Annotated in this window: 26 protein-coding genes and 1 riboswitch; of the genes, 20 read left to right on the top strand and 6 right to left on the bottom strand. The window is 51.5% G+C overall.

The features are described 5' to 3' along the window. The first annotated feature begins 9 nt into the window (after positions 1 to 9). The 6 genes from GSF01_RS19245 (at position 10) to GSF01_RS19270 (ending at position 8,068) form a co-directional block, all read left to right on the top strand. Positions 10 to 1,656: an extracellular solute-binding protein gene (locus GSF01_RS19245; RefSeq protein WP_159886907.1), complete on the top strand. Its 1,647-nt coding sequence runs from the start codon at positions 10 to 12 to the stop codon at positions 1,654 to 1,656. 27 nt (positions 1,657 to 1,683) lie between these two features. Next, on the top strand, positions 1,684 to 2,574 hold the full coding sequence (locus GSF01_RS19250) for an ABC transporter permease (protein WP_159886909.1): 891 nt from the start codon (positions 1,684 to 1,686) through the stop codon (positions 2,572 to 2,574). Between the two features lie 17 nt (positions 2,575 to 2,591). Further along, the gene (locus tag GSF01_RS19255) at positions 2,592 to 3,482 is read left to right on the top strand and encodes a carbohydrate ABC transporter permease (RefSeq protein WP_159886911.1); all 891 of its coding nucleotides are present in this window, start codon (positions 2,592 to 2,594) and stop codon (positions 3,480 to 3,482) included. 118 nt (positions 3,483 to 3,600) lie between these two features. Then, positions 3,601 to 4,485, top strand: a complete 885-nt coding sequence (locus tag GSF01_RS19260) for an SMP-30/gluconolactonase/LRE family protein (protein WP_159886913.1) — start codon at positions 3,601 to 3,603, stop codon at positions 4,483 to 4,485. A gap of 189 nt (positions 4,486 to 4,674) precedes the next feature. Then, entirely contained in the window at positions 4,675 to 6,477 is a 1,803-nt protein-coding gene (locus tag GSF01_RS19265; RefSeq protein ID WP_159886915.1) for a sensor histidine kinase, read from the top strand. Beyond that, positions 6,470 to 8,068, top strand: a complete 1,599-nt coding sequence (locus GSF01_RS19270) for a response regulator transcription factor (protein ID WP_159886917.1) — start codon at positions 6,470 to 6,472, stop codon at positions 8,066 to 8,068. Before GSF01_RS19265 ends, GSF01_RS19270 begins: the two co-directional genes overlap by 8 nt. Here the strand turns inward: GSF01_RS19270 and GSF01_RS19275 are convergent. Then, the gene (locus tag GSF01_RS19275; RefSeq protein ID WP_159886919.1) at positions 8,022 to 9,038 is read right to left on the bottom strand and encodes a hypothetical protein; all 1,017 of its coding nucleotides are present in this window, start codon (positions 9,036 to 9,038) and stop codon (positions 8,022 to 8,024) included. The two genes, GSF01_RS19270 and GSF01_RS19275, sit on opposite strands and share 47 nt — an antisense overlap. A 14-nt stretch (positions 9,039 to 9,052) precedes the next feature. Further along, positions 9,053 to 9,814, bottom strand: coding sequence for an RNA polymerase sigma factor (locus tag GSF01_RS19280; RefSeq protein WP_159886921.1), 762 nt, complete (start codon positions 9,812 to 9,814; stop codon positions 9,053 to 9,055). 294 nt (positions 9,815 to 10,108) lie between these two features. On the opposite strand from GSF01_RS19280, the gene GSF01_RS19285 reads away from it, so the two are divergent. From GSF01_RS19285 to GSF01_RS19330, 10 genes are all read left to right on the top strand, one after another. Continuing rightward, complete coding sequence (locus GSF01_RS19285; protein ID WP_159886923.1) at positions 10,109 to 11,017, top strand: carbohydrate ABC transporter permease; 909 nt, start codon at positions 10,109 to 10,111, stop codon at positions 11,015 to 11,017. Between the two features lie 13 nt (positions 11,018 to 11,030). Next, positions 11,031 to 11,918 carry a carbohydrate ABC transporter permease gene (locus GSF01_RS19290; protein ID WP_159886925.1) on the top strand — a complete coding sequence of 296 codons (888 nt, stop codon included), beginning with the start codon at positions 11,031 to 11,033 and terminating at the stop codon, positions 11,916 to 11,918. A gap of 149 nt (positions 11,919 to 12,067) precedes the next feature. After that, positions 12,068 to 13,423, top strand: a complete 1,356-nt coding sequence (locus tag GSF01_RS19295; RefSeq protein ID WP_159886927.1) for an ABC transporter substrate-binding protein — start codon at positions 12,068 to 12,070, stop codon at positions 13,421 to 13,423. 110 nt (positions 13,424 to 13,533) lie between these two features. Next, entirely contained in the window at positions 13,534 to 15,189 is a 1,656-nt protein-coding gene (locus GSF01_RS19300) for an MGH1-like glycoside hydrolase domain-containing protein (RefSeq protein ID WP_159886929.1), read from the top strand. Between the two features lie 44 nt (positions 15,190 to 15,233). Next, on the top strand, positions 15,234 to 16,127 hold the full coding sequence (locus tag GSF01_RS19305; RefSeq protein ID WP_201305435.1) for a glycoside hydrolase family 43 protein: 894 nt from the start codon (positions 15,234 to 15,236) through the stop codon (positions 16,125 to 16,127). A gap of 313 nt (positions 16,128 to 16,440) precedes the next feature. Beyond that, positions 16,441 to 16,866, top strand: a complete 426-nt coding sequence (locus GSF01_RS19310) for a MarR family winged helix-turn-helix transcriptional regulator (RefSeq protein WP_159886930.1) — start codon at positions 16,441 to 16,443, stop codon at positions 16,864 to 16,866. A gap of 135 nt (positions 16,867 to 17,001) precedes the next feature. Further along, positions 17,002 to 18,111: a Gfo/Idh/MocA family protein gene (locus tag GSF01_RS19315; protein ID WP_201305436.1), complete on the top strand. Its 1,110-nt coding sequence runs from the start codon at positions 17,002 to 17,004 to the stop codon at positions 18,109 to 18,111. Between the two features lie 24 nt (positions 18,112 to 18,135). Next, complete coding sequence (locus GSF01_RS19320) at positions 18,136 to 19,176, top strand: LLM class flavin-dependent oxidoreductase (protein ID WP_235941619.1); 1,041 nt, start codon at positions 18,136 to 18,138, stop codon at positions 19,174 to 19,176. Further along, the gene (locus GSF01_RS19325; RefSeq protein ID WP_159886931.1) at positions 19,166 to 20,299 is read left to right on the top strand and encodes an NtaA/DmoA family FMN-dependent monooxygenase; all 1,134 of its coding nucleotides are present in this window, start codon (positions 19,166 to 19,168) and stop codon (positions 20,297 to 20,299) included. Before GSF01_RS19320 ends, GSF01_RS19325 begins: the two co-directional genes overlap by 11 nt. A 14-nt stretch (positions 20,300 to 20,313) precedes the next feature. Continuing rightward, positions 20,314 to 20,559, top strand: a complete 246-nt coding sequence (locus GSF01_RS19330) for a DUF896 domain-containing protein (protein WP_159886932.1) — start codon at positions 20,314 to 20,316, stop codon at positions 20,557 to 20,559. 600 nt (positions 20,560 to 21,159) lie between these two features. Here GSF01_RS19330 and GSF01_RS19335 read toward each other — a convergent pair. The 3 genes from GSF01_RS19335 to GSF01_RS19345 form a co-directional block, all read right to left on the bottom strand. Then, positions 21,160 to 21,603, bottom strand: a complete 444-nt coding sequence (locus tag GSF01_RS19335; protein ID WP_235941620.1) for a MerR family transcriptional regulator — start codon at positions 21,601 to 21,603, stop codon at positions 21,160 to 21,162. Then, positions 21,584 to 22,108, bottom strand: coding sequence for an ankyrin repeat domain-containing protein (locus tag GSF01_RS19340; RefSeq protein WP_159886933.1), 525 nt, complete (start codon positions 22,106 to 22,108; stop codon positions 21,584 to 21,586). Before GSF01_RS19340 ends, GSF01_RS19335 begins: the two co-directional genes overlap by 20 nt. A 93-nt stretch (positions 22,109 to 22,201) precedes the next feature. Further along, the gene (locus GSF01_RS19345; RefSeq protein WP_159886934.1) at positions 22,202 to 23,062 is read right to left on the bottom strand and encodes a helix-turn-helix domain-containing protein; all 861 of its coding nucleotides are present in this window, start codon (positions 23,060 to 23,062) and stop codon (positions 22,202 to 22,204) included. 129 nt (positions 23,063 to 23,191) lie between these two features. Between GSF01_RS19345 and GSF01_RS19350 the strand changes: the two genes are divergently transcribed. From GSF01_RS19350 to GSF01_RS19365, 4 genes are all read left to right on the top strand, one after another. After that, positions 23,192 to 23,935 carry a GNAT family N-acetyltransferase gene (locus GSF01_RS19350; RefSeq protein WP_159886935.1) on the top strand — a complete coding sequence of 248 codons (744 nt, stop codon included), beginning with the start codon at positions 23,192 to 23,194 and terminating at the stop codon, positions 23,933 to 23,935. A gap of 73 nt (positions 23,936 to 24,008) precedes the next feature. Beyond that, positions 24,009 to 24,093: riboswitch (ZMP/ZTP riboswitch) on the top strand. An 81-nt stretch (positions 24,094 to 24,174) separates the two neighbouring features. Next, the gene (locus GSF01_RS19355) at positions 24,175 to 25,035 is read left to right on the top strand and encodes a bifunctional 5,10-methylenetetrahydrofolate dehydrogenase/5,10-methenyltetrahydrofolate cyclohydrolase (protein ID WP_159886936.1); all 861 of its coding nucleotides are present in this window, start codon (positions 24,175 to 24,177) and stop codon (positions 25,033 to 25,035) included. After that, positions 25,035 to 25,670 (top strand): cyclodeaminase/cyclohydrolase family protein, encoded by a 636-nt coding sequence (locus tag GSF01_RS19360; protein ID WP_159886988.1) that lies wholly within the window; start codon positions 25,035 to 25,037, stop codon positions 25,668 to 25,670. Before GSF01_RS19355 ends, GSF01_RS19360 begins: the two co-directional genes overlap by 1 nt. Before the next feature lie 162 nt (positions 25,671 to 25,832). Then, positions 25,833 to 26,177 carry a RidA family protein gene (locus GSF01_RS19365; RefSeq protein ID WP_159886937.1) on the top strand — a complete coding sequence of 115 codons (345 nt, stop codon included), beginning with the start codon at positions 25,833 to 25,835 and terminating at the stop codon, positions 26,175 to 26,177. 154 nt (positions 26,178 to 26,331) lie between these two features. Here GSF01_RS19365 and GSF01_RS19370 read toward each other — a convergent pair whose 3' ends face one another. Further along, on the bottom strand, positions 26,332 to 26,880 hold the full coding sequence (locus GSF01_RS19370; RefSeq protein WP_159886938.1) for a hypothetical protein: 549 nt from the start codon (positions 26,878 to 26,880) through the stop codon (positions 26,332 to 26,334). Positions 26,881 to 26,926: the final 46 nt, after the last annotated feature.

The following is a 26,926-nucleotide window of genomic DNA, read 5'->3' on the forward strand; positions in this document are numbered from 1 at the left end:
GGGGAAAACATGTCCAAAAAACTAGGCATTGTGTTACTTGCCGCTTCTATGGTTACTATTGCAGCCTGCTCCGGGAAACCCGGCAAGCCTGCGGCGAGCGAGGAGGCGAGCTCCCAGTTGGGATCGGCGGCAGAGCCATTCGGCAAATATCAGAACACGGTTACGCTTGGTATCCCGTACAGTGTAGATCCGAGCTTCAAGTCGAGCAAAGGGGAAACGCCGGAGAACAACGTTTGGAAAACGGCCATTAAAGAAAACCTGAATATCGATTTGGTCATCGATTGGCAGGTGGCTAAAGATAATTTTGACCAAAAAATGAATCTGGCTATCGCCAGCAATGATTTGCCGGATGCGATGATTGTCAATCAGGTTCAGCTGAATCGGATGGTGAAGGCGGGTGAAATCGAGGATCTGACCGCTGCCTACAATCAATATGCATCCCCTGCGGTGAAGAGAATCATCGACAGTACGGACGGGCTTGCGATGAGTCAAGCGACGTTCGACGGGAAAATAATGGGGATCCCATCCGTAACGGCCGAAGACTTTAGCTGGCTATGGATCCGAAAGGACTGGCTCGATAAGCTTGGACTGCAGCCGCCAAAGACGATCGAAGAGCTTGAGAAGGTGGCCAAAGCGTTCGTGGAGCAGGACCCGGACGGTAACGGCAAGGCCGACACGATCGGCATGGCGGTCGGCAATGGATTATTCAACGATTTTACCCAAGGGCCACCTACCTTTGACCTGGGCGGCATCTTCTCAGCCTATAACGCGTATCCCGGGTTCTGGGTGAAGGGCGCTGACGGGAAGCCTGTATACGGTTCCACGATGCCAGAGACCAAAACGGCGCTTGCCAAGCTGCGCGACATGTATGCTCAAGGCTTGCTGGATAAGGAAATCGGCATTCGCAAGGCGGCCGAAGAGGTCGTGATCAGCGGCAAGGCAGGCATGTTCTTTTGCGGGTTCTTTGGCGGGTATTGGCCGCTGCCGAGCGCCTGGAAGAACGATCCGCAAGCCAACTGGCAGGCGTACGCGCTGCCGCTGGATGCGACGGGCAAGTACAATGTGATGAGAACGAACCCGACCAATACCTTTCTCGTGGTGCGCAAAGGATATGCCCATCCGGAAGCGCCGATCAAGATGAATAATTTTTACCTGAGAGACGAGTCCAAGTACGGGAATGAATTTATGCTGGCGCGCAATTTCTTTGCTCCCCTGGATGAAATCGGATTTGAAGTGAAAGCCGCCCAGGAGGTGCTCGCAGGGACCAAGAAGCCGGAGGACTTTCCGGACAGCAGCGAGTATAAGCTGTTGAACAATACCGTAAAAACGATCTCGAAGTCGAAGCTGAAGCCTTACGATCAGGTTGATATCCAATATTGGAACCAAGAGGATCCGGATTTCATGCGCGCCTATTCGCTGCTCGTGGGCGGAAGGACGCATGCGGATCCGAACCTGAACAAACTGACGAGCTTGTCGTATAACCGCACCAAGACGATGGAAAACAAATGGAGCAACCTGTCCAAACTGGAAAAGGAATCCTTCCTGAAAATTATTATGGGCGCCGCTCCGATCGATTCCTTCGACCAATTTGTCCAAGACTGGAAGAAACAGGGCGGGGATCAAGTGACGGCTGAAATCGCAGAGACGATGAAATAAGATCATGGTCTGTTGGGAGGCGGCAATGTGAAAAACAAAGGCTTCGTCATGCATTATTATCTGATGCTGCTTCCGGGATATGTGTGGCTGGTTATGTTCAGCATCGTTCCCATCTTCGGAGTTCTCATTGCTTTCCAGGATTATCATCCCGTCCGGGGCATCTGGGACTCGGAGTGGATCGGCTTTGAAAATTTCGAGTATATGTTTACGCTCAACGATAGCAAGGTTATTTTTTTTAATACGATTTTTATCGCCGTGATGAAGATTGCCGCTAATCTCATCGTGCCGATCGCCTTTGCTCTCCTGCTGCATGAACTGCGGAATGCGATCTTCAAAAGATGGGTGCAGACGCTGGTGTATTTGCCCCATTTCCTTTCCTGGGTCATTCTCAGCGGAATTTTGATCGATGTTTTCTCCTATACGGGACCGATCAACAACCTGTTGTCGAGGCTCGGAGCCGAGCCGGTGCTGTTCATGGGCAAGCCTGATTTGTTTCCGTTCCTTGTTGTCGGCAGTGATGTTTGGAAGGAATTCGGATTCAATACGATTATTTACTTGGCGGCTCTGACCGGAATTAATCCCTCTCTGTACGAGGCCGCAGCCTTGGATGGGGCCGGACGCTGGAAGCGTCTCAAGCACGTAACCTTTCCAGGCATTACGCCTACGATTTCCTTATTGCTTATTCTCAGCCTCGGCAATGTGCTGAATGCAGGCTTCGATCAGATCTTTAACCTGTATAATCCGCTGGTGTATTCCACTGGCGATATCATCGATACGTGGGTATACCGGGAAGGCCTGCTGAACTTGCAGTATGGACTTGCTACGACGGTAGGGCTGCTGAAGTCCGGGGTCGGGTTTATTCTGATCACCTTGTCCTATTATCTGGCAAGCCGGTTTTCGAATTACCGGATTTTTTAACCGAAGGAGCGATACCCATGGTTCGAGAAACAACAGCCGCCTCCAAAGCATTCGATGTCGGATTGGCGGTCTTGCTGGGAGCTATAGCGCTTTCCTGCATACTTCCGCTTTGGTATACGCTGATGGTCTCTCTGAGCGAAAAGTCGGCGGCCGCCGCAGGCATCGTCCGAATGTGGCCCGTCGGTTTGAACATCGCCTCTTATCAGCAGATTATGGGGGACGGTAAATTTTTTCAATCATTCTGGGTTTCGATTCAACGGGTCGTGTTGGCCGCTTCCCTCAGCTTTATCGTGACGGTATTGATGGCGTATCCGTTGTCGAAGAGCACGCGTGAGCTTCGCTTTAGAAATATTTTGATGTGGGTATTAGTATTTACGCTGCTGTTCAACGGCGGGCTGATCCCCCTCTACCAAACGGTAAAGGCATACGGGCTGATTGACAGCATCTGGGTGCTGGTGCTGGCCGGCGGGGTGCCGATCTTCAACGTCATCCTGGTCGTTAACTTTTTCCGGAACCTGCCCAAAGAGCTGGAGGAGGCCGCCTTGGTAGACGGCGCGGGACCTTGGTATACGTTGTTTGGATTGTTCGTGCCCCTCTCCGTGCCGGTCCTTGCGACCATTACGCTGTTCAGCATCGTCGGTCACTGGAATGAGTTTTTCCATGGGCTTGTCTTTATGACATCGCCTGACAATTACCCGCTGCAGACTTATATCCGGCAGATGGTGGTCCAGATCGACACATCTACGATAGGCAATGATCCGGAGCAGTTGAAACGGTTGGGCGAAATCTCCAATCAGACCTTGAACGCCGCCAAAATTTTTATTGCCATGCTTCCGATCCTCGTCGTATATCCGTTCCTCCAACGTTTTTTTATTCACGGAATTACGCTGGGGTCAGTTAAGGAATAGTCCTTCTCTCCCTGGCGGTCAGCCGGACCCAAGCGCTGCTGCCGTTGCAAAAAGATCCGAATGGTGTAATAGTCATAGAAGAACCTTGACCCGCAAGGGCGAATGGAGGAAAAAGCAGATGAACGGTAATCTATGGCAGCCGGAAGCAGTCGTGAATGCAAGCGCAGTACTTGGGGAAGGCCCCTCCTGGGATGAGCGGGAGCAAATCTTATATTGGGTCGATATTATGGGCAAACGCATACATAGCTATGACCCCGTCGGAGGCCGATCGGACGTTGTTCAGCTGGAGGAATACGTCGGAGCGGTCGTCAAGCGTGAAGGCGGCGGACTGATCTACGCCGGTCATCAGCGCATCGCAGCCTATGATCCTGCCACGGGTACGACAAATACGATCGCAGAGCTGTCGCCGGGAGACCCGGATCTCCGCTTCAATGACGGCAAGTGCGATCCGGCCGGACGCTTCTGGGTCGGTACCTTGTCGCTGACAGGAAGGAAACACGCTTGCGCGCTGTATCTGCTGGAAGGCGACAAGCTCCGCCCTGTGCTGGAAGGGGTAAGCCTGTCCAACGGACTGGGCTGGAGCTCCGATGGCCGAACCATGTATTATATCGACACCCCGACGAGGCAGGTGGACGCTTATGCTTACGATCCGGACAGCGGCGAGCTGGGCGAGAAGCGGACGGCGGTTGATTTCTCCGGCGAGGAGGGCTGGCCCGACGGGATGACCGTGGATGAGGCCGGGATGCTCTGGATCGCTCATTATGGCGGGAGTCAGGTCAGCCGCTGGAACCCCGCGACGGGAGACAAGCTGTCCTCCGTGGAGCTCCCGGCTCCGAACGTCACCTCCTGCGTTTTCGCGGGGAAGGACCGCAGCGAGTTGTACGTCACGACGGCCACTCAAGGCATGAGCGGGGAGGAGAGGACCCAGTACCCGCAGGCAGGCGCGTTGTTCCGAATACGGACCGACATCAAGGGAGCGGCGACCTACGGCTGCCGGCTGTGAAAAAGTAAATACAAGGAAGAAGAACCCGGACGCCATGCTGCGTGCCGGGTTCTTCCGGTTGACAAAACGAGTCCGCTCCTTTTAGATGAAGGTAGAACTAGACGCACATGCTGCCTTGCCGCCATTTCGCTTGACCGCATGCTGGAGCGTCGTTTTTTCGATCCCGACATCTTAAAGAGGTGGTCTATCATGCTGTACTCCCTAAAGCGGCGTCTGATCGTTTTTTTCGTAGCGCTGCTGCTCGTTTCGTTCGGCACCATGTCCGTGCTCTTCTTCACCGAATCGCGCTCGATTATCGCTTCTTATATCGAATCATCCGCTTACGAGAAAATGGAGGAATACGGATCGTTCATTAACATGGCGCTTGTGCAGATGTACGATCTTTCCTCCATCGTGTTCAACAGCGATACGACCAAGACCTGGGATAACGCCCTCTCCGATCCGGGCTTGTCCGAGGGGGAGGGAGCGCTTGCGAACATTCAGCTAAGCCAGTTTTTGACCCGGACGACGAACAGCTACTCGATCGTCTCTTCCGTAGCGATATACCGCAAGGATGGCTTGTCGGTTACGGCGGATAATCAGATTATGACGGACCCGTCGTTCAAGCAGGCTGCCTGGTACCAACGCTTCTACAGCCACGGCGAGCGGTTCGTGCCCGCTCATCAGGACCCGCTGGAAGTGAGGCGCTCCAAGCCGTTCGACGTGGTCAGCCTGCTGCTGCCGATCGGTACGTTCGAGCCCTCCCAGGCCAGGAGCTTGATGAAGGTTAACGTGCGCGCCGACTTCTTCCTGGCCCCGCTGAACCGGATTCATCTGGGGGAGGCCGGGACGATCTTTCTGCTGGACCAGCAGGGCCAGTCTATTCTGAACCAGCAAGAATACGCTTCCTACCCGGAGGCGGCGGAGCAGGTCGAGCAGATCCGCGCGGGGAGCGGGCAGCAGGGCGTCCTGCATATCAAGAACGCTCAAGGGAGCCAGGATATCCTCGTCTACAAGAAGCTGAAGCCGAACGGCTGGCTGCTCGTCGGTCTTGTTCCCGAGGCCGATCTGTACGGCAAGCTGTACAAGCTGCGCACGACGATGCTGCTGCTAGGCACCCTGCTGCTGATCGGAGCTATCGCGGCAGCGACCTGGCTGTCCTACGGGATATCCCGGCCATTGTCCCGCCTGGCCTCGGCGATGCGGTATGTGCAGATGGGGGATTTTGACGGGGCGGAGAGCCGTATTTCTTCGGAAGGACAGGTCCGCAACGAGGTCGGCTATGTGACGGCGACGTTCCGAAACATGGTGAGCCGGCTCAGGCAGCATATCCAGACGGAGTTCGAGCTCAAGCTTCTTCGGCAGCAGGCCGAGTATAAGGCGCTGCTGATGCAGATCAATCCGCACTTCCTGTTCAATACGCTGGAGCTGCTCAGCAGCCTGGCGATGCAGCAGCGCACGTCGGATACGGTGAGCGTTATCGAGTCGCTCGGCAAAATGATGCGCTACTCACTCCGCAGCAGCGACGACCTGATCCGGCTTGAGGAGGAGCTGACGTATGTGCGCCATTATGTGTCGATCCTGCAAATTCGCTTCGGCGAGAGACTGGACATCCGTCTGGAAGAGGATGACGAGGCTGGAAGTCTCGCTATTCCGAAGTTTATCCTGCAGCCGCTGATCGAGAATGCGGTCAAGTACAGCTTCCGTCAGCAAGCGGAAGCCCGGGTAGGCATCCGGGTATGGCGCAGCAAGGAAGGGCTGCATCTGGCCGTGTCCGATAATGGAACGGGCCTCGACCCTGAGCTTGTCCAGCGCCTGCAGTCGGAGGCGCGCTCTACGCAATTCGCGCATATTCTGGACAGCCGCTCCGAGCAGATCGGCCTGCGGAATGTGCTTGCACGCTGTCAGCTGTACTATGGCTCGCTGTTTGCCTTTCATATCCGATCGGTGCCCGGAGAGGGCGCTTGTATCGAGCTTATATTGCCTGCGCAAGGGAGGAACACCGATGTATAAGGTATTGATCGTGGACGACGAGCCGGAGATCCGGCAAGGACTGCGGCTTAAGGCCGATTGGGAAGCGCTGGGACTCACCATCGCGGGGGAGGCGGGCAACGGCCTGGAGGCGATGGAGTGGCTGTCCAACCACCCTGTCGAGCTCGTGGTTATGGATATGAATATGCCGGTAATGAATGGCGTTTCTTTTCTGGAGGCATGTCATGAGCATCACCCGGCTCTTCGGCTGCTCGTCATCACAGGCTACGAGGATTTCAACTATGCCAAGGCGGCTATTCGGCATCAGGCTAAGGATTATCTGCTGAAGCCGGTCTCCCGCGAGGAGCTGACCGAGTCGCTGGCGAAGATCGTCCGGGAGCTGGACGCGGAGCGGCAGGAGGTGGACCAGCAGGCCGTCCTGCAGTGGCGGCTGTCGGAGTATTACAAGGAGATGAAGGAGCATTTCCTCGTTCATCTGGTCAAGGAGGAACCTGGCCCTGGCTCCCAGGTCATGGAAAGGGCGAAGCGGTTCCAGCTGGATGGCTGGGAGGGGCTGACGGTTCGGTTTCTGACGGCAGGCTTTCAGGAGCGTTCGAAGGGGGAGGGAGCGCGGGAGCAGGAACGTTCCCCGGATAAGCTGAGGCTGCCCTTCGAGCTGGTATGCCGGGAGGTGGCGGCCGAATTCCCCGGCCAGCCGCAAGCGTTCCGCGACGCAGGCTATCCCGGACTTATGCAGTTTGCCTTCCAGGGGACGGAGACGGAAGCAGCCGGTTTTGCCGAGACGCTCGGCACGATGGTGGCCGAGCATCTGGGCTTCCGGCCAGTCGTTGGAATCGGGCAGCCCGTTACCCGGCTTATGCAGTGGAAGGACGGCTATTTGTCGGCGCTGCTGGATTGGAATCTCCACAGCCAGCAGGACCGTGGGGACGGAACGGTCCCGCTCGGGGGAGGCGAGGCCGCGCTGAGCGAGGATGCCTCCCGGCTGCTGCAGCGCTGCTTGACCCGTGGCGATCTGACCGGGTTCGAGCAGGCGCTGCAGAAGGAGCTGGCCGAGGCCTTCGACACTTCGCAGGCGCGCTTCGTCAAGCTCATCTTCCAGCTGTATCTGCTGCTGGACGGGATGGCGTATACGGCCGGGGTGACGCTGGAGAGCGGGGAGCAGCTGTGGATTCGACCGGAGCAGGTATGGGGCTTCGATACGGTGGACAAGGCCCGCCAGTTCCTGGTCAGGCTGGCCCGCAAGGCGGTACGGAGCGCGGCGGACGAAACGGCTGATGCCGAGCATACCCTGATACAAGCCGCCGAGCAGTTTATCCGGGATAACTATATGGCCGACATCAACCTGACGATGCTGGCCGAGCGGTTTAATTACAACCCTTCGTATTTCTCCGAGATGTTCAAGGCCAAGGCGGGTAAAACGTTCATCCACTATCTGACTGACGTCCGCATGGCCAAGGCCGTCCAGCTGCTGGAGGAAACGATGCTCGGCCTGTGGGACATCGCGGAGCTGACCGGCTTCTCCAACGCTAGCTACTTTAGCTCCAAGTTCAAGAAGGTGTACGGGATTACGCCGTCGGAATACCGGAGCCAGCGTCAGAAGCGGGAGCATTGACCGCTTCCAACTGTTTGTGCAACCGTTCGAGTACGGCAACGCCTAACGTTTCGTTCTCCTTGGCGCGCTCCAGCAAAGCAATCGCGGCTTCGGCATTCTTGGTGTCGTTGGGCTCGCCCCCATGCGGATGAGGGAACAGGCATTGAAACACGCGGAACGCTTCCGCAACCTCTTCGTAATGATTGGCCGCTTCCTCGGCCAGCGCATCCATCTGGCTGCTTAGGCCTGTCTCCCCAGACCAGGTGCCGGGCAAGGAGCGTAGAAACTGAACGGCAAATTCCCGGGCATCGCCAACGACTTCGGCGTTGTAGGCGTTGCCGAACGGATTTACCGTACGATTGCGGAAAGCCTCGATCCAGGCGTCATAGCCGGCCAGCCCGTGACGGAATTCCTTGGACAAGGTTGGAGCTTCTTCATGGGCGAAGCTCACAATGTTTTTAAGCGCGGTTTGCAAGGCTTGCATCCGGTCGACAGGGATGGAATCCCGCACGCGGAGCATGAAGACGAAGTTCAACGGCAGCTCATTTAATTTCGAATAAGGCAGGGGCCCGTCTTGAGACGGGTCTTTGCAGTGAAGCTCCTGCTTCTCGTCGTCATAGCCGTAAATAACCCCGAATTCCGGAATAAACAGGCTCCAGCCAATAGCCGGTATGCCCCGGTCGATCGTCTCTTGGGCGAATTTGACGGCTTCCTCCAGCTTTTCAGGCGGGGCTGGCGTCCGGAAGCCATGCAGCTGCTCGCTGGTCAAGGCGAGAATACGGAGTCCTTTCTCCAGCAGCTCTGTCGGTGAGAACATCGTAGGTCCGGCAGGACTTACATCCTGCGGATGAATGTTAATGCGGAACGCATGGCCCGACAAGCCCATCAAATCGACTAGCGTGTACGCATCTTTCTTGTCCGTGTATTGCAGGATGGCATACATGGATTGCGCTGCGGCGGTAAATGTTTTTTCCCAAGAACGTGCAGTCATCTCTGATCGTCTCCTCACATAGGTATCGGCGGCGCAAGAATACGGCGGGTGCAGGAGCCGTTTTTTTTCTTTTCTAGCGCAAACCCTTGAAAATAAACACGAATTCGTTGCCTTTGCAGCTTGGTGCGCGAACGAGAGATGGACGTATGTACGGAGCCGACTGATACGCCCAGCGCATCCGCTATTTCCGCAGGGGATAACTGGCGGAAGACGTGGGACTCAATAATCGCACGCTCTCTCGGCGTCAGGCATCGAAGCAGGCTATAGAGGTCCTCGTACAGCTCTTTGCGGATGATGAGCGCCTGCGGGTCCTGATGGGTGTGGCGTTCCTCGTTCAATCTGGCCGTCATCCGAAACAGCAGATGTTCCAGAAAGGAGCCTTCGCCCTGGCTCTGGTACGTGTTATGACGGGCCTCCAACACCGACAGGGAGCACTCCCTTCCGTTCGGTCCGCCCCTTCGCAGTTTCGTCAGCGCCTGATTGCGGACGATCCGCTGCAGCCAATATTTGAACTTCCCGGGCTCCATTAGCGTATCGATCCGCAAAAAAGCGGAAACCAGCGCTTCCTGCACAATATCCTCCGCCAGCTGTCCGTCCTGCGCGATGGATGACGCCCAGCCGAGCGCCCGTTCCCTGTGCCTGCGCACCAGTTCGCCGAACGCCTCCCGATTGCCATAGCGAGCGCTTTCGGCAAGCTGGTCGTCCTTCATCGTCATGACCGTTTCTGATTGTGTTGCCGTTGACTCGGAATGCTGGAACAGCTCTTGCGTATACACAGGTTCGCTCCTTCGCGCACGTTGTAGGGGGCTTTTCTTCGTGTCTTCTATATAGATGCCTGTCATAGAAAAAAACTTACAGCGCGTCATGATTTTTTTGGATTTGTCTTCTATCCAACAATTAGCCAATAATGGCAAGCTTGTCAAGAGACTCTGCCCCAAACCTACCTGAAAAAATGAAAAGCGAAGACCCGAAGAAATAGCATTCCAAGCGGCGCCTGAGCTCGCTATGATTAGGTTACAGCTTATACAAGCTAGCTCGTAACGGATCATGGAAGAGGAGGGGCGTTCGTCATGTCAACTTTGCGCAAAGCCGCCCTTGGGCGGCAGAACAGAACCGCTTATTTATTTCTGCTGCCCTGGCTGATCGGATTTTTCGGGCTCACCCTGGGCCCTATGCTGGGCTCCCTGTACTTGTCGATGACCAAGTTCAATCTGTTGAATCCGCCTAGATGGCTGGGTTTGGAAAACTATAAGCAAATTTTCACCGAGGACACTACTTTTCTCCATTCCATGGGATTGACCTTTCAGTTCGCGCTGGTTTCCGTGCCGCTTCGCCTCGCCTTCGCCCTGTTCATCGCGATGGCGCTGAATAAGGGGATTCGGGCGCTCGGTCTTTATCGCACCGTTTACTATATTCCCTCCTTGCTCGGAGGCAGTGTGGCGATTGCCATCGTCTGGCGGAAAATATTTGACGGGGACGGATTGTTCAACCAGTTTCTGGGCATCTTCGGTATCGAGGGCCCGGCCTGGGTGGCGCATCCGGATTATATTCTTTCCACGATCATTACGCTGTCCGTCTGGCAGTTCGGCTCGGCGATGGTCATCTTCCTGGCCGGTCTGAAGCAGGTGCCGGCCGATCTGTACGAAGCCTCGCAGGTGGATGGCGCGGGGAAGGTAAGGCAATTTTTCAGTATCACGCTTCCGCTGCTGTCGCCGGTTATTTTCTTCAACCTGGTCATGAGCATTATCAATTCCTTCCAGGTGTTTACGCCGGGCTTCGTCATCGGGGACGGAAGAGGCGGACCGGTCGACTCGACGATGTTCTACACGCTGTATCTGTACCTGAAGGGCTTCTCGTTCTTCGATATGGGGTATGCTGCGGCGCTCGCCTGGATTATGCTCGTGGTAATCGGCACGATGACAGCCGTCGTGTTCCTGACCTCCAAGTACTGGGTATTCTACGGAGACGGAAAACAATGAGAGGGGTGATCACATGTCCGTTCAACTAAACTCTGCGGCGCTGAAGGCCGCAGCCAAGCCGCAGCCAGCCCGTCCTGTGCCGGGGAAGCTGGTGAAGCATCTGCTGATCATCGCCTTCGGACTGTTGATGCTGTATCCGGTGCTGTGGCTGCTGAGCAGCTCGTTTAAGCCGAATCAGCTGATATTCTCCGATACGAGCTTATGGCCCAAGCAGGTCACGCTGGAGAATTACGCCAAAGGCTGGCAAGGGCTGCAGGGAACGTCGTTCGGACGTTTTTTCCTCAACTCGGCGCACATATCGGTTATGTCGGTGCTCGGCAATATCATCACGTGCTCGCTTGCCGCGTACGCGTTCGCCAGACTCGACTTCCGGTTCAAGAAGCTGTGGTTCAGCCTCATGCTGGTCACGATCATGCTGCCTTATCATGTGACGCTCGTCCCGCAGTATGTCATCTTCAACAAGTTCGAATGGATCAATACGTATTTGCCGCTGATCGTACCGAAGTGGCTGGCCCATGATTCCTTCTTCATCCTGCTGATGGTGCAGTTCATCCGCGGCATTCCGAAGGAGCTGGATGAAAGCGCGACGATCGACGGCTGCGGCCAGGGACAGATCTATCTCCGCATCATGCTGCCGCTGCTCGTGCCAGCGCTCATCACGACGGCCATCTTTACCTTTATCTGGACATGGGACGACTTCTTCTCCCAGATGATCTACCTGAACAACATCAAGCTGTTCACGGTTCAGCTGGGCATCCGGTCCCTGTTCGATCCGTCCGGCGAGTCGGATTGGGGCGCGCTGCTCGCGATGTCCGTGCTGTCGCTGGTGCCGATCATGACGATCTTCCTGACCTTCCAGAAATATTTCCTGGAGGGGATCGCGACGACCGGTCTCAAGTAACGAACGCCGCTGGATCGAACCCGAAAAAAACGATAAGCAACAGCCGAAGAAAAGATATGTTAACGGAGCTGGAGATGCTTTACGATCTACATGTAAGCGAATAGGAATAGAGAGCCAGTACAACTTTGAACTCAAAGGGGAGATTGGGTATGAAAAAAACAGGTGCGGTTAAACAAGGGATTGCCGTTTCGACGCTGGCCTTGCTGATGGCCTTTACGACGGCTTGCGGGGGAGGAACGGGCACAGGCAGCGGATCGACTCCATCGACGGGTACGGATGGCGCTTCGAAGGATGGAGCGAAGACGGAGCCGGTCGAGCTGAGAATTATGTGGTGGGGCGATCAGAAGCGTGCCGACCGGACCAATGAGGCCCTGCGCAAATTCGAGGAGAAACACCCGAACATCAAAATCGTCGGCGAATTCGCGCCGAGCTCCGGCTACTTCGACAAGCTGAACACGCAGCTCGCTTCCGGAACGGCTCCCGATCTGTTCTTCCTCGGCGGCAACGTCGTCGACTATGCCAATAAGGGCGTGCTTCTGGAGCTGGATCCGTACGTCGGCAAAGAGCTGGATCTCTCCGATATGGACAAGTCGATGATCCAGTACGGGACGCTGAAGGGCAAGCTGCTCCATGTCTCGGCAGGCGCCAACGCACGGGGAATCGCCGTCAATACCGAGCTGTTCAAGAAGGCCGGCATGCCTGTTCCGCAGGATGGCTGGACCTGGGAGGACTTCGGCCGGATCAGCAAGGAAATTTCCGGGAAGCTGGGCAAGGATGTGTTCGGCACCTATAATTTCACCGTGGACGGCATGGATATTTACTTGAAGCAAAGAGGCAAGCAGCTCTATGATATGGATAATGCGAAGCTGGGCTTCGAGCAGAAGGATGCGGAGGAATGGTTCGGTCTGTGGGACAGCATGACCAAGGCCGGCGGCGTCGTAACGCCTGCGCTGCAGGTATCCAATCCGCCGTCCGATACGAGCAAGTCGCTGGTCGTTACAAGCAAGGTCGCGATGAGTCTGATGGCCTCCAACCAGCTTGGCGCTCATCAGAATCTGACCCAGGATAAGCTGGAGCTCGTCCAGCTGCCGCGCGGTCCGAAAGGCACCGGCGTCGTCTTCGAATCCAGCCAAGGCTTGTCAGGCTACAACAAAACCAAGTATCCTAAGGAAGTCGCGATGCTGATGAACTACTGGATCAACGATCCCGATGCGGCCAAAATTCTCGGCAACGACCGCGGCGTGCCTGTTACGTCCAAGATGCGCGAGCTACTGAAGCAGAATGCCACGGATGTGGAGAAGGTCATCTACGATTACACGAGCCGCGTCTCGGCAGCGACCAACAAGGAGCCGTTCGCGATCAGCTACAACCCGCCAGGGTTTACCGAGTACAACAAGCTGTTCGAAACGACGGTGCAGGAGATCGGCTTCGGCAAGAAGGACGTCAAGAAGGGCGTGGAGGATTTCTATAACGGCACGGTCAAAATTTTCAACAACAACAAGTAGACCGGGCGTTGATTGGGAAGCAGCAGGCTGCCGGCGGCAGCCTGCTTTCGCTTAGGGAGAAAAAGGCTGATGCAGCCGACTTACAGAGCTGAGGGGAGAAGAATCAAAAAATGAGAGAAGACTTGTTGCGCAAGCTGCGCCAAACGGACCCGGCGGAGAAGGTCGGCGCGCTGAAGAAGGAATCCGATGGGCCGGTGCTGAACCAATGGCTTCAGTCGGGAGTTAAATTCGCGGCTTCCTCCGACAAGATCGTGGAGGTATACGACTCGGCGCTGCGGAAGCTGCTCGATTGCATCGTGCCGACTGGAGGAGAGCGGCCGGTTCTGCATGAAGGCGGCGTGTATCTGGGCTGCTGGCTGGAGAGCACGGGTACGATCAATGCGGAGCTGCTGTCGCGCTTTATGCCGGACGTTTCGCAGGCGACCTACGAGCTGTTCGCGGATTATCAGCGTGAGGACGGACTGATGCCTTATAAGCTGACCGCCGCGGGCCCGTCTTACCGGCAGATTCAGCTGGTATCCCCGCTCGCCCGCAGCGTATGGGGCCACTATATGCTGAACGGCCGGGACCGGGCCTTCCTGAGCAAGATGTATGGCGCGATGCAGCGCTATGACGAGTGGCTGGCCACGTACCGGAACACGCGGGGGACGGGCGGCGTAGAGGCGTTCTGCACGTTCGATACGGGCCATGACCTGTCTCCGCGCTTCTGGCATGTGCCGGATACGCCGCATCGCGGCGATTCGCGGGTGTGCTATCCCGACTCGCCGGTGCTGCCTTTCGTCGCGCCGGATCTGACGGCGAACGTCTACGTTCAGCGGCTGTATCTCGCACGGATCGCGGAGGAGCTGGGAGAGAGCGAAGACGTATGGCGCGAGAAGGCTGCGCAAAGCCTGGACAGCCTGTTCCGCTGCTGCTTCGATGAATCCGAGCATTTCTTCTATGACTTGGCTAAGAACGACGACCATGTGCGGGTACAATCCGACGTGCTGCTGCGGGTTCTGGCCTGCGAGGTGGGGGATCGCGAATTCTTCGATGAGGCGCTGCGCCGGTATTTGCTGAATACGAGCAAGTTTTTCGCCAAATTTCCGTTCACGTCTATCGCGATGGACGATCCGCGGTTCGATCCATTCTCCAGCTACAACAGCTGGGGCGGCCCGTCGAATTTCTTGAGCCTGATCCGGGCGCCGCACGCGTTCGAGCATCATGGCCGCTACGTGGAATTGACCTGGGTGCTGCAGCCTCTGATGGCCGCTTTCCATAAAATGACCCGCTTCGCCCAATGCATCAGCCCGTGGACAGGGGATGAGGGCTTCACGGAAACGTATTCGCCCGCGATCCTGTGCATGCTGGATTACGTCGAGCGGCTGTGCGGGATTATGCCGCGGCCGGAGGGCGAGCTCTGGTTTACGGGTCTGCTGCCGTATCCGTTCGACCATGGCGAGACGATAGCAGACGGCACGGCATACAGCCGGATCGTGGATGGAGTCGCGTATGAGCTGGTCAATACGGAGGAAGGCTCTGCCGTTTATCGCAACGGCGAGCTGCATCTTGAATTCCCGCATGGCCTCCGGGCGGTGACGGATCGCGGCGGGGAGCTGATATCGCTGATCGGGATGAAATCCGGGACGGTGACCGGGACGGTCCGCTGTGCAGGCCGTGAGCTGGCGGTCGAAGTTAGCGGGAACGAACAGGTCGACGTATCGGCCGGACTCGCCTCGGCGCATTCGGTCCGCCGGATCGGCGTAGTCGCCCCGACCTACCGCTAACGCGCCTGGATCGGCGGAACATCCATAAGAGAGGAGCCCGAAGCATGATCACGAACAACAATCTGCAAATTCGCGATCCGTTTGTACTGCCGGTGGAAGCGGAAGGGAACTATTATTTATTCGGAAGTACGGATAAAAATATTTGGGGGAAAGGAACCGGCTTCGACCTGTATATAGGCGAGGATCTGGAACGATGGGAGGGCCCTTACCCGGTCTTCCGTCCAGACGAGCATTTCTATTCGGATACGAACTTCTGGGCGCCAGAGGTGTACGCCTACGAAGGACGGTATTACATGTTTGCCACCTTCCGGCGGAAGGACAACGGTCTTCTCGGCACGGCCGTGCTGGCTGCCGATTCGCTGAATGGCCCCTTCAAGCCGCACAGTGACGGGCCGGTCACTCCGGCAGACTGGAGCTCGCTTGACGGAACGCTCTTCGTGGACGAGGCGGGCGAGCCCTGGATGGTGTTTTGCCATGAATGGCAGCAGGTTGCAGACGGCCAGGTGTGCGCGGTCCGGCTGGCTTCCGATCTAAGCGGGGCGATTGGCGAACCGGTCGTGCTCTTCAGCGCTTCGGAAGCGCCATGGACCACTTCATTTGTTTCCGAGCGATACCCGGATCAGCAAAATTATGTGACGGACGGGCCTTTCCTGTTCCACGGGGAGGACGGCGGGCTGCTGATGCTGTGGGCCAGCTTCATCGACAACCGCTACGCGCTGGGCGTAGCCCGGTCGGCCAGCGGCAGCGTGCTCGGACCGTGGGAGCACGAGCCGGAGGCATTATACCGCAATGACGGCGGCCATGCGATGGTGTTCCGGGCATTCGACGGGCGTCTCATGTTGGCCATCCATACGCCCAACCAGACGCCGCATGAGCGGCCGCTGTTTCTGGAGCTGACATCCGGCCCCGGGGGCAAGTGGAAGATCGCTAATTCCTAAACAACAAGAAGCTAGGCGTCTCTTCTAGACGTGTACCGTATGGAGGGGATGAGGAGGCGGCATGTAAGACCTGTTAAGTGTTAATTGAAAATAGAGTTTTAGACTGAAAAATATCAACTCCTTGGTCGAGACATTGTATAAAATAAAGGGATTTACATATTACGCATAACTAATATGTAGGTCCTTTTATTTTCCGGACTAAAGGGAAAGCATTACTTTCTCCTATGGCACGAGTGCTAGTTGACTGCTGAATACAATCGTGATATATTTAGCTTGCTAAATAAATTCCATGATAAAGGCTGAGAAAAGCAAAATGGAGAAAAAGGTTGACTGTGAGATTCGTGAGTTGTTCGATAAACTTTCGGCTAGAATGAGACGAGATTACAGCGAAAGTCTAAGAGAACTAAACCTATATGTCGGACAAGATAATTTACTCTATCGTTTATGGTCAGGTGATGGAATAACACAAATGCAGCTAAGCGAACATTTGAATTGTGAACCTCCAACTATAACCAATATGGTTAAATCACTCGAGCAAAACGGATTTATTTATCGTAAGCGTGATGAGAAAGATGCACGAGTTATGCGTATTTTTCTAACCGACAAAGGTAAAGAACTTGAAGAGCCAATTGGTATCATATGGAAACAGCATCAAGATAAGTTGCTAAAATCGATTTCAACTGAAGAACGGCTATTTTTAAGGCGGCTTATGAAACAAATGGAGGGTAATTTGTTTTAAATCTCTCTCCTTTTTCCGAATTTTATTTAGCAAGCTAAATTTTTATATACTAATTAAATACTTCGTAAAAATTTAAGTATTTGTTTAGCAAGCTAATTATTTTTTTCAGACAAACCATAAAGGAGACCATTAATTATGATGAATAATCAAAAAATTGGTGTTGGTATTATCGGTGCAAGCCCCTCCAATCCGTACAGTTGGGCGGTTAATGCACATATACCTTCAATTAAAGCATTATCGGATGATTACGAATTGAGAGCAGTTAGCACAAGCCGTCAAACGACTGCAAAAGAAGCCGAGAAAAAGTTCGGTGTGACCGGCTTCGATAATCATCTGGATCTAATCAACCATCCTGGTGTTGATTTGGTTGTTGTCGCGGTAAAGGTTCCCTATCATCATGAAATCATTTCTGCTGCGCTTGATGCAGGGAAGATGGTCTTCTCGGAGTGGCCACTCGCTAATGGCCTAGATGAAGCAGAAGAATTAACTAAACGTGCTGAAGCATCAGGAGTACGCACAATAGTAGGCTTACAAGCACGTTATAGTCCTGTCATTGGCTATGCAAAAGATCTGATTTCAGAGGGTTACATTGGAGATGTTCTTGGTACGACTCTTGTTGGATCAGGCATGGGTTGGACGGGAGTTACCGACCATTTGAATTCGTACGTCTATGATAAGGCCAACGGCGTAACGCTTCTCTCGGTTCCGATCATGCATACTATTGACACCCTACAGTACTTGCTGGGTGATTTATCGATCCTATCGGCACAATTGGTATCCAATCAAGCAGAAGCCGTAATAGCTGACACGAATACCATTATTCCCTTTACCTCACCCAATCATGTATCGATTATGGGGACGCTGACGGAAGGCACGGCTGTGTCTGTCTATTATCGCGGCGGAATATCTCGTGGTGAAAATATGCGTTGGGAAATCAATGGTACAAGAGGTGATTTGGTCATTACTGCACCAAGTGGTCATTCCCAGTTAGCAGAATTAAAGTTGCAGGGTGGACGAAATCAAGAAAACCATGTAGAAGATCTAACTGTTCCTGAATCATACTTTGGTAATCATTTACCAAATGGCATGCCAGGTAATACAGCGCGAATTTATGAACAGTTCGCTAAGGACTTGCGTGAAGGCACATACACGACTCCAGATTTTGCACATGCTTTACGCCAACACAAACTTCTCAGCATTATTGAAACAGCTTCACTTACAGGAATGAGGCAACATTTAAGCTGATTTTATTAAAGAGGGGTATTGCCAATGAATTCAACTATGAATGAACAAAACCTAAAATTATCGGTATTAGATTTCGTCCATGTATATAAACACTCCAATTCAAAGGAAAGCCTTAAAAATACGACTGAGGTTGTTAAATTGGCGGATCAACTGGGATATACCAGGTATTTGTTCACTGAACATCACAATACAACGAGTCAAATTAGCACTTCTCCGGATTTGCTAAGTTTGCATGCAGCCTCCCAGAGCCGGCACATTCGTGTTGGTTCTGGAGGAGTTATGCTGCCCAATTATAGTCCATTGAAAGTAGTAGAAAACTTCACCTTGCTGGAGGCGCTTCATCCTGGAAGAATAGATCTCGGCTTAGGCAGAGCTTCCGGGACAGATGGCTTAACGGCAACTGCCTTGCAGGTATCGCGAGATGATTTTTCTGTTCAATTGAATGATTTACTTTCCTTCTTTTCACGAAACTTTCCAGAAAAGCATCCTTACCGTAGAATTAAGCCGCCTGGAGATCCTACCCTGGTTCCCGAACTTTACATGCTGGGGTCCAGTCAAGGCGGCGTACAGTTTGCAATTGAAAGAGGACTTGGATTCGCATTTGCTGCACATTTGGCTCCGAAACTGGCAGTACCGATATTACGCTCCTATCGTGATAACTTTGTTCCTTCGTCGTACTTAAAGGAGCCTAAAAGTATACTAACTATCGCCGTAATAACTGCAGAGACTGACAAAAAGGCAAAGTACTTGAGCGGTCCATTAGAACTCATGTGGGCAAGGATGGCTACAGGATCAGCCGATATTTCTTTCCCCACCTTAGAAGAAGCAGCATCCCATGCGTATACTCATGACGAAGTAAGAGCGAAGGAATACAACAGTGAACGTTTTATCATCGGAAGTATTGAAAATGTGGCCAAAAGGCTGCGAGAAAAAGCAAAAGAAGCAAGGGTTGACGAAATTATGATCGCCGATTTTTACCCTGAACAGGCTGCACGGTTAAAAGCCCTGGAGTTATTGGCTAGAGAGTTTGGCCTTAACAGACAGGAGTGGAAAGATGCAAAATAAAAAACAACTTAAGATCGGCGTTATTGTCGATGGTGTTGGTTGGAGTTATACGGCATGGCGCCATCCTAACATGCCTGCCAACGCAAGCGAAAGTGTAGATTTTTATGTCAAGAAGGCACAACGAGCTGAGGAAGGCAAGTTCGATATGTTTTTTTTAGCAGATGTAAGCCATATAGGGCCCGGAAATATTCCACACTATCTAAGTATGTTTGAAGGTGTAACGATACTCTCAGCGCTAAGTATGGCAACCAGCCACATTGGGCTTGCCGCAACTATAGCGACATCTTACGCTGATCCATTTACAGTGGCTAGACAGATGGCCTCTCTCGATAAAATTAGCAACGGGCGAGCGGCATGGAATGCTATAACTTCTAATCCTGGAGGGTTGGTTAACTATAGCAGAAGGCATTTGTCTAAAAATGATTTATACCCTTTGAATAAAGAGTTCATCGAAATTGTGGAAGGCCTGTGGGATTCTTATGAAGACGATGCTTTTATACGTGATAAAGAGAGTGGTATCTTCTTCAATCCAAGAAAGATGCACCCATTGAACTATAGAGGAAAGTATTTTTCTGTAGACGGTCCACTAAATATTAGTCGTTCTCCACAAGGAAGACCCGTCATCTTTCATGCGGGTACATCTGAAACGTTTATGAATATCGCATCCAATCATGCTGAAGGTGTACTCATAAATGGGGATGATTACAATTACGCCAAGCAATTTAGTGAGGAACTAAGAAGAAGAGTAGTCCTTGGAGGACGAGCCCCGGAAGACCTGTTGATTATGCCGACTCAACACATCCTCGTCGGAAGAACAGAAACTGAGGCAAATGAAAAGTTCCAGGAGTTAAAAAGGTTATCACCTGCAGGATATCATATTCCTAAGCCCCAATTTTTCGGATCTGCAGAAACCGTAGCTGATATGATTGAACATTGGCATCAAACGGGTGCAATGGACTTATTGCTCCTAAGACAAGAACATCCTTCGGGAATTGATGATTTTATTGATTTGGTCGTACCTATCCTACAGGAAAAAGGAATATTCCGAAGAGAATATGAATCAAGTACGTTAAGAGGTAATTTAGGTCTTCCTTATCCAGAAAATAGGTATGCAAAAGTATAATAACAACAGTGGAGATGAACACTTTGATTCCTTTTCTTGATAGAATAAACGAACTGAGCAGGAAACAAGCCAAAGAAGGACTAACTGATAACGAGAAAACAGAGCAGGTAAAGCTACGGCAGAATTATTTGAAGCTGATTCGTGGACAACTCCTAACTAATATGTTAGCTATTTCCGTAGTCGATTCTGAGGGGAATGATGTTACTCCATCAAAGCTAGTTGATGAGAAAAATCGTGCGCCATACTCCCGTAGAGATTGAGTTTTTCCTATCAAGGCCCGGCGATGATAGGGCGAGGAAAGGAGCAGACGACCTCTGGAATCGCACGCCAGGCAAAGCTTAGGGGGCAAGGCTCGCGAGCACAGTGAACGTTGAGATTGCAGCGAGTCATATCTTGGTGATCTGCGTGCTGGATTACGAGGCTGTACATGATATCCTTGAGGAGGCAGGCGAAAAATTGGCCGGTCGGGCGATCGTAAACCTCACAAACGGGACTCCGACACAAGCCCGTCAAACAGCCGCTTGGGTGATAGATCGGGGGGCCGAACATCTGGACGGCGGATCATGGCTGTTCCCCAAATGATTGGCACCTCTGGCGCACTTGCGTTGTACAGCGGATCAGAAAAGGTTTTCCAATCCTACCAACCGATGCTAAAGGGGCTCGGGGCCGCGAATTATCTTGGGAAAGACCCCGGCTTGGCGCCTCTTTATGACTTGGCGCTGCTAAGTGCCATGTACGGGATGAGGGCATCAGTACTGAGTTAATGACGCCGATTTAATCAATCGCGGTGTCGCGGAAGGCTACGGTACCGATGGACTTTCAAGGGTAGTTGAGCTTCTTATCCGTAAACCGGTCTCGGTTTAACCGATCGCCGTGCTTATTATCGTTCTCTGGACTATCATTTGTTCAATGCGTTGTTCCAGTTTCCGTTGTACAGTAGTCATCGTTTCAATTTGACGGACGATCTCTGCATGTTTTTCCTCATAGGCTCCGAGCATTTCCTCACAGAACTCATCGCTAGCGTAAGCATCGTAATTATCATGGCATTTCAAAATTTCAAGAATTTCCTTCGTTGACATACCGAGATCTAGATAAATTTGTATCGTATTGATTCGTTTGACGTCAACCTCGTCGAATTCCCGATAATCATTATCTAAACGCTTTGCAGTCAGCAGCTTTTTCTTTTCGTAAAATCGGATGGATCGGGCACTGACACCGGTCTCTTTCGAAAGCTGGCTTATTTTCAGCGGATAGCCCCTTTCATTAATATTGTTATCAATACTACTATATAGGCAGCGCTCCATGCTTGCGAAGAAGTTCCGCTACGTTATGGTTACCTTGCTTGACGGCAAGTGAGCATGCGGTATCTCCGCCCTCAACTCTAGCGTTAACATCGGCTCCGTGTTCGATCAGCAGGCGGATTATTTCCACGTTATCGTCATGGAACGCAGCTGTGTGCAGACAAGTATGTCCGTTGCTGTCGAACAGGTTTGCCTGCGCGTTATGACTCAAAAGCAGCTTGATCACATCCAAGCTTCGCGCCCCCGCAATCGCCGCATGCAAGGCTGTATTCGAAGGAATGTAAGAGATCTTGGAATGCGATACCGCATCAACATGTGCGCCCTTATCTAGTAAGATTTGCACGGCCTCCTTGTTGCCCAAGTGTGCCGCATATCCCAAACTTGTCATCCCGTCCCTGTTTTCTGATTGTACCAGGTGCGGGTGAGCGTCTAGAATGACTTTCAGCTGTGAAGCCTCGCCTGACTGAACCGCTTGAAATATTTCCTCCATGCTTGGTGTGGACTCCATTCCAGTAACCTCCAACTCGATTGTTTGTTGTGATGTGCATACGGGATGTACTTTCAATGATAACTGCAAGTTGATAAACAAGCTTCTTGAAAATCACTTTTTTTGACGAAACTGCGACGGGGTTATGGAGAAACGCTTGGAGAATAGGCCGCTAAACGTGCTAGGGCTCAGGAATCCCACTTCCAGACAAATATCGGTCACCGACATATCGGTTTGAAGAAGAAGCCTCTTGGCTTGTTGAAGCCTTCTTTCCGTTAAAAATTGATGAGGAGACATGCCGAACAATTGCTTATAGCTTCTAAGAAAGTGGTTGGGGGATAAACATGCGGCTCTCGCTACATCCGCTAAAGATATGGGCTGATCGGAGTATGCCGACATAAAATCATGGCCAATATGGATCCGTTTATACAGTTCCTCGCGCGTCGAGGCTCTTAGGGACTGGAGCTTCATGATTTCTGTATTCACTTGTCGATGAACCTGGAGAAGCCCTTGGGCTAATTCATGTAACTTTTCCTCCAGTCTTGTTCGATCCAGAGATTTATTGGTATAGTCAGCCTTTAGCTGACCTAAAGTGGCCGCTAGCCATTTATCATTATAGGTTCTCTCGACAAAATCAACGGATATCGGCTTAGGAGAGACAGGGTCATCTAACAGTTGCGCATCGGATGTCCTCATGCTTCGATAGATTTCTTCAACCATATTCTCCGGGAAAAAGATACAGAAGGATTCAACAGGCACCTCCGATTCAATGGTTATCGAGTATTCCTGTCTGTGGTTGAGCAAGAGATAGTTTCCTTCATCGACAGCAAAGTGACCGTGACCGGCTTGATAGTATGCCCGTCCATTTTTAAACGTTTTAATGGATAACGCGCCTTTCCCCTTCCAGAAATAGTTCTCGCTCCTGGCATGGAGAATCGGGCTGAAGCGTGGAGGTTTCTTTTTATTTATTGGCATTCGTTCACCTGATCCATGGAATATCTTTATGACTATTGTTTCTGGATGAGTGATCCGTTCTCCTGCTTTTTGATTTGAATAATTATACGTTTTATCGTATTATTATTCGATACCAAGAGGGGGATACCTATGAATAATAAATTCATCGAAGAATTATCTATGAACCACTGGCAGGCCTTATCCACTTTGTTTTACGACGGATGGGTGCTGCGCTTTGCGGAAGGCTATACCAAACGTGCGAATTCCATTCATCCGATTCATGATTCGACCTTTGAATTGAACTCTAAGATCGAAGAATGCGAGAAGCTCTATTCCGCCAATCAATTACCTACCGTATACAAAATCACTCCATTTGTTCAACCCGCTCATTTGGATGCGGTATTAGAGGAGAAAGGCTATTCGTTGATTGATCCAACAAACGTCCAAACCTTGGAGCTAGCTAACCTGAACGAGCCAAGACTCCATTCTGTTCAAATAAATGAAAAACTAGATGCTAAATGGATAGAAGTCTTCTGCAAGCTCAATCATGTTAACTACAAGTATAAGCATGTTATGGAACGAATGCTGGCTAATATCAAAACCAAGAAAGGGTTTATTACGCTTTATAACGAAGAGCAACCTGTTGCTTGCGGTCTCGGAGTTATAGAAAGAGAATACATAGGGCTATACGATATTGTGACGGATAGTCAGTTTAGAAATCAAGGCTTCGGAGAACAGATGATCTTGCATCTGCTAAGATGGGGGAAAGAAAACGGAGCGAAATACAGTTATTTAGCAGTTGTAGCCGATAATGAACCCGCGTTGCGGCTTTATTCCAAGCTCGGTTACTCGGAGATTTATAAGTACTGGTACAGGGTGCGGAAAGAATCGTGAAGAAAACCTGCGAACTCGGCTTGATCATTTGACTGTTTCATTTCAATCGATTATTTGATAATATAAGGGAAATATCACTGTATGTGACTGGCGAAGAAAGTGGAATTAACCACGAGGAAGCATACGGTTGGAACGTACCGTTCGCCTGGGGAAAAGTATCTGCGATTGACTCGTGTTTGACGAGCCGTCGTAGATGCTTTTTTTCGTCTATGACAAACTACACGACGGAGGTAATCGGAATGGCCATGCTCATGAAAGCCAAAGAAGCAGCAAATCAGGTATACGATGCGGTCCGAACGAAAGTAAAGAAATTGAATCAGAAAGGGATTCAACCTCACATGGCGACGATATGGGTAGGTGGAGACCCCGCATCCGCGTATTACGCTCAAGCCAAACAAAAAATCGCTGAAAAGCTTGGGGTATCGTTTTATCTTCATTCGTTCCAGGCAGACGTAACGGAAGAAGAAATACTTCAACTGATTACTCGGTTGAATCATGATCCTTCTGTCCATGGCATTATGCTGGAGCTCCCCTTGCCGAAGCACCTCTCGACAAGCACTATTGAAAAGGCTATTTCACCCCTGAAGGATGTAGACGGAATCACGCCTAGTAATAAACTTGCTACGGTTACAGGTGATGCAGGTTTATACCCGGCCACCCCCCAAGCCTGCATAAAGCTTCTCAAGCATTATGGCTATACGCTTGAAGGCAGGAACGTGACCTTGGTGGGAAGAGGTCAAACAGTCGGGTTGCCGCTTTTTCATATGCTTCAACGGGAAAATGCGACCGTTACGGTATGTCATTCCCGGACACCGGACATCGCTTCGCATATTGGGCATGCTGAGATAGCATTTGTCGCTGTTGGTCGTCCTCATATGGTTACTCAGGATTTTGTTCATTCCGACCTGATCGTCATTGATGCAGGAATAAATGAGGTGGCGGGCGGGAAAATAGTTGGCGATGTATCTGCCGAAGTCAGCTCTCATGTAGCAGCCGTATCCCCTGTTCCAGGCGGAGTTGGAACCTTAACTACGGCTATCCTATTCGAGAATCTATTGAAAGCCATAGACCTTCAGTCAGAGGAGTTACATGGATCATGATGAGTACAATTACATGGGATGATTCGATCCGCAGCTTTCTACAACAAGCAGGTAGTTCTAATCCTACACCCGGCGGAGGGAGCGTAGCTGCTCTTGTCGCTGCACTTGGGGCTTCCATGACCTCAATGGTCAGCAACCTTTCCCAAGGAGAGAAGTTCGCCCATATCCATTCACAGATCGCAGAAGTAATCGAGAAGATGAGCGGCTTAACCGCAGAATGTGAGGAGCTGCTTCATGCTGACATCACTTCGTTCAGCCAGTACATGGATGCGTTCAAGCTTCCAAAGAGTACGGATGAAGAAAAGCTCCTGCGTAAACGAGCCATACACGAAGCAACTATCCAGGCTATCGTGGTTCCTCTTCGCCTTATTGAGGTTTGCAGGACGGGAATGGCCTGTACCCACAGCCTAGCAGAATCATCGAATAAAAACGTGATCTCCGATCTAGGTATCGGAGCTATATTGTTTGAAGCTGCCGCACAATCTGCATTGCTGACGATAGAAATCAATCTTGCCTCGTTACAGGACCTGGAGTTGAAGAGTCATTATTCAGACAAGCTCTCCTCCATGATCAGCGAAATTGGAGATCTGAAAAATAAAGCAATCCAAATTACCCGAGCCAGGATCATGCAGTAGTCAATACGTTCCATGTGAGATAGAAGTGGAGAAAGAATGAGCGGGCGTTTGGCTTTTATAGCCGGTGCCTGCTCACATCCGTTTTGGGGATATTTACAAATAGGAACATATGATCTATAGTTTGAGAGGTAATAGAACATAATCATGAAAGGAGAATACCAAATGTTAGAGAGGATCCCTACCAATTATAGCTATTCCCAAGCAGTCATAGCAGGGGAATATATATTCCTTGGGCTTCAGCGTGGGTTTGGTGAAACTTTTACTGAACAAATACATAGTGCCTTCTCAGGATTAAAAGAAACTCTTCAAAAATGTGATGTTTCATTGGAAAGGATTGTAAAGGTACACGTTTACCTGAAAAATATTCAGGACTTACCCGAAATGGAGAAGGTGTTTTCAGATTACTTTGCTAAAGATACTTTTCCAGCTAGAATGACAACGACAACCGAGTTTATTGACTCCGATTGCCTTATGATGATTGATGGCGTAGCGTATAGAGGTGTATAAGGCATAGTCCGACCATCGACGACAATAGAAGCCGAAAAGGGGCTGAAAGTAAGGCCGTACTTTTAGTCTTTCCTGATCAACAGTGAACAGCACTCCACATGGCTTGATTATTGGTTAAAACTTTTCCATACAGATGTGTGAGGGAACCTGCCAATCAGGGAGCGAAAACCTCCGTACTATCGTTTCGCCAAGCGCCTATGCAACCAATTAAACAGGCCGTGTAGCTTATCATCACGCTATCGCTCTCACTGTACTCATATTCAATTGCGATATTTATGCCCGGCTTGCGCCATGTCAAAATTCGACCAATAAATCCAGGCCACTCACTTTCTTCATCCAATTCAGGTTGACCATATACCTTTATCGACTCATCTGGTGTTGAGCTCATCGTGATTCCCTTGGGAAGGTATCCGGGAAACGGAGCTCTAATTCTGTCATCCGACCCGGGCGCAAGAAAATGTATGGCGCCAATGATCCATTCCTCTTGATTTGTATATTTGAGTCCAGTCAGATCGTTTATTTTTGGTGGGCGATAAATATCGATGCGTATCGATGATTTCACAGACCAGATGATATCGTCGTTGAAATAGCTGTTCGGCTTTGGCATTCGTTGGACGCCGAATGATTGCAGCAAAGATTGAACACACTTGGGACTGTATGGATGGCCAAGCATTTCAATGAGTTGTTCGGATGGTGCTTTCATGTTTTTATCGATTCCTTTCACTTCGATCAAGGTACACAACGTGAGG

The sequence above is a fragment of the Paenibacillus puerhi genome (assembly GCF_009846885.1).
Classification (GTDB): domain Bacteria; phylum Bacillota; class Bacilli; order Paenibacillales; family NBRC-103111; genus Paenibacillus_G; species Paenibacillus_G puerhi.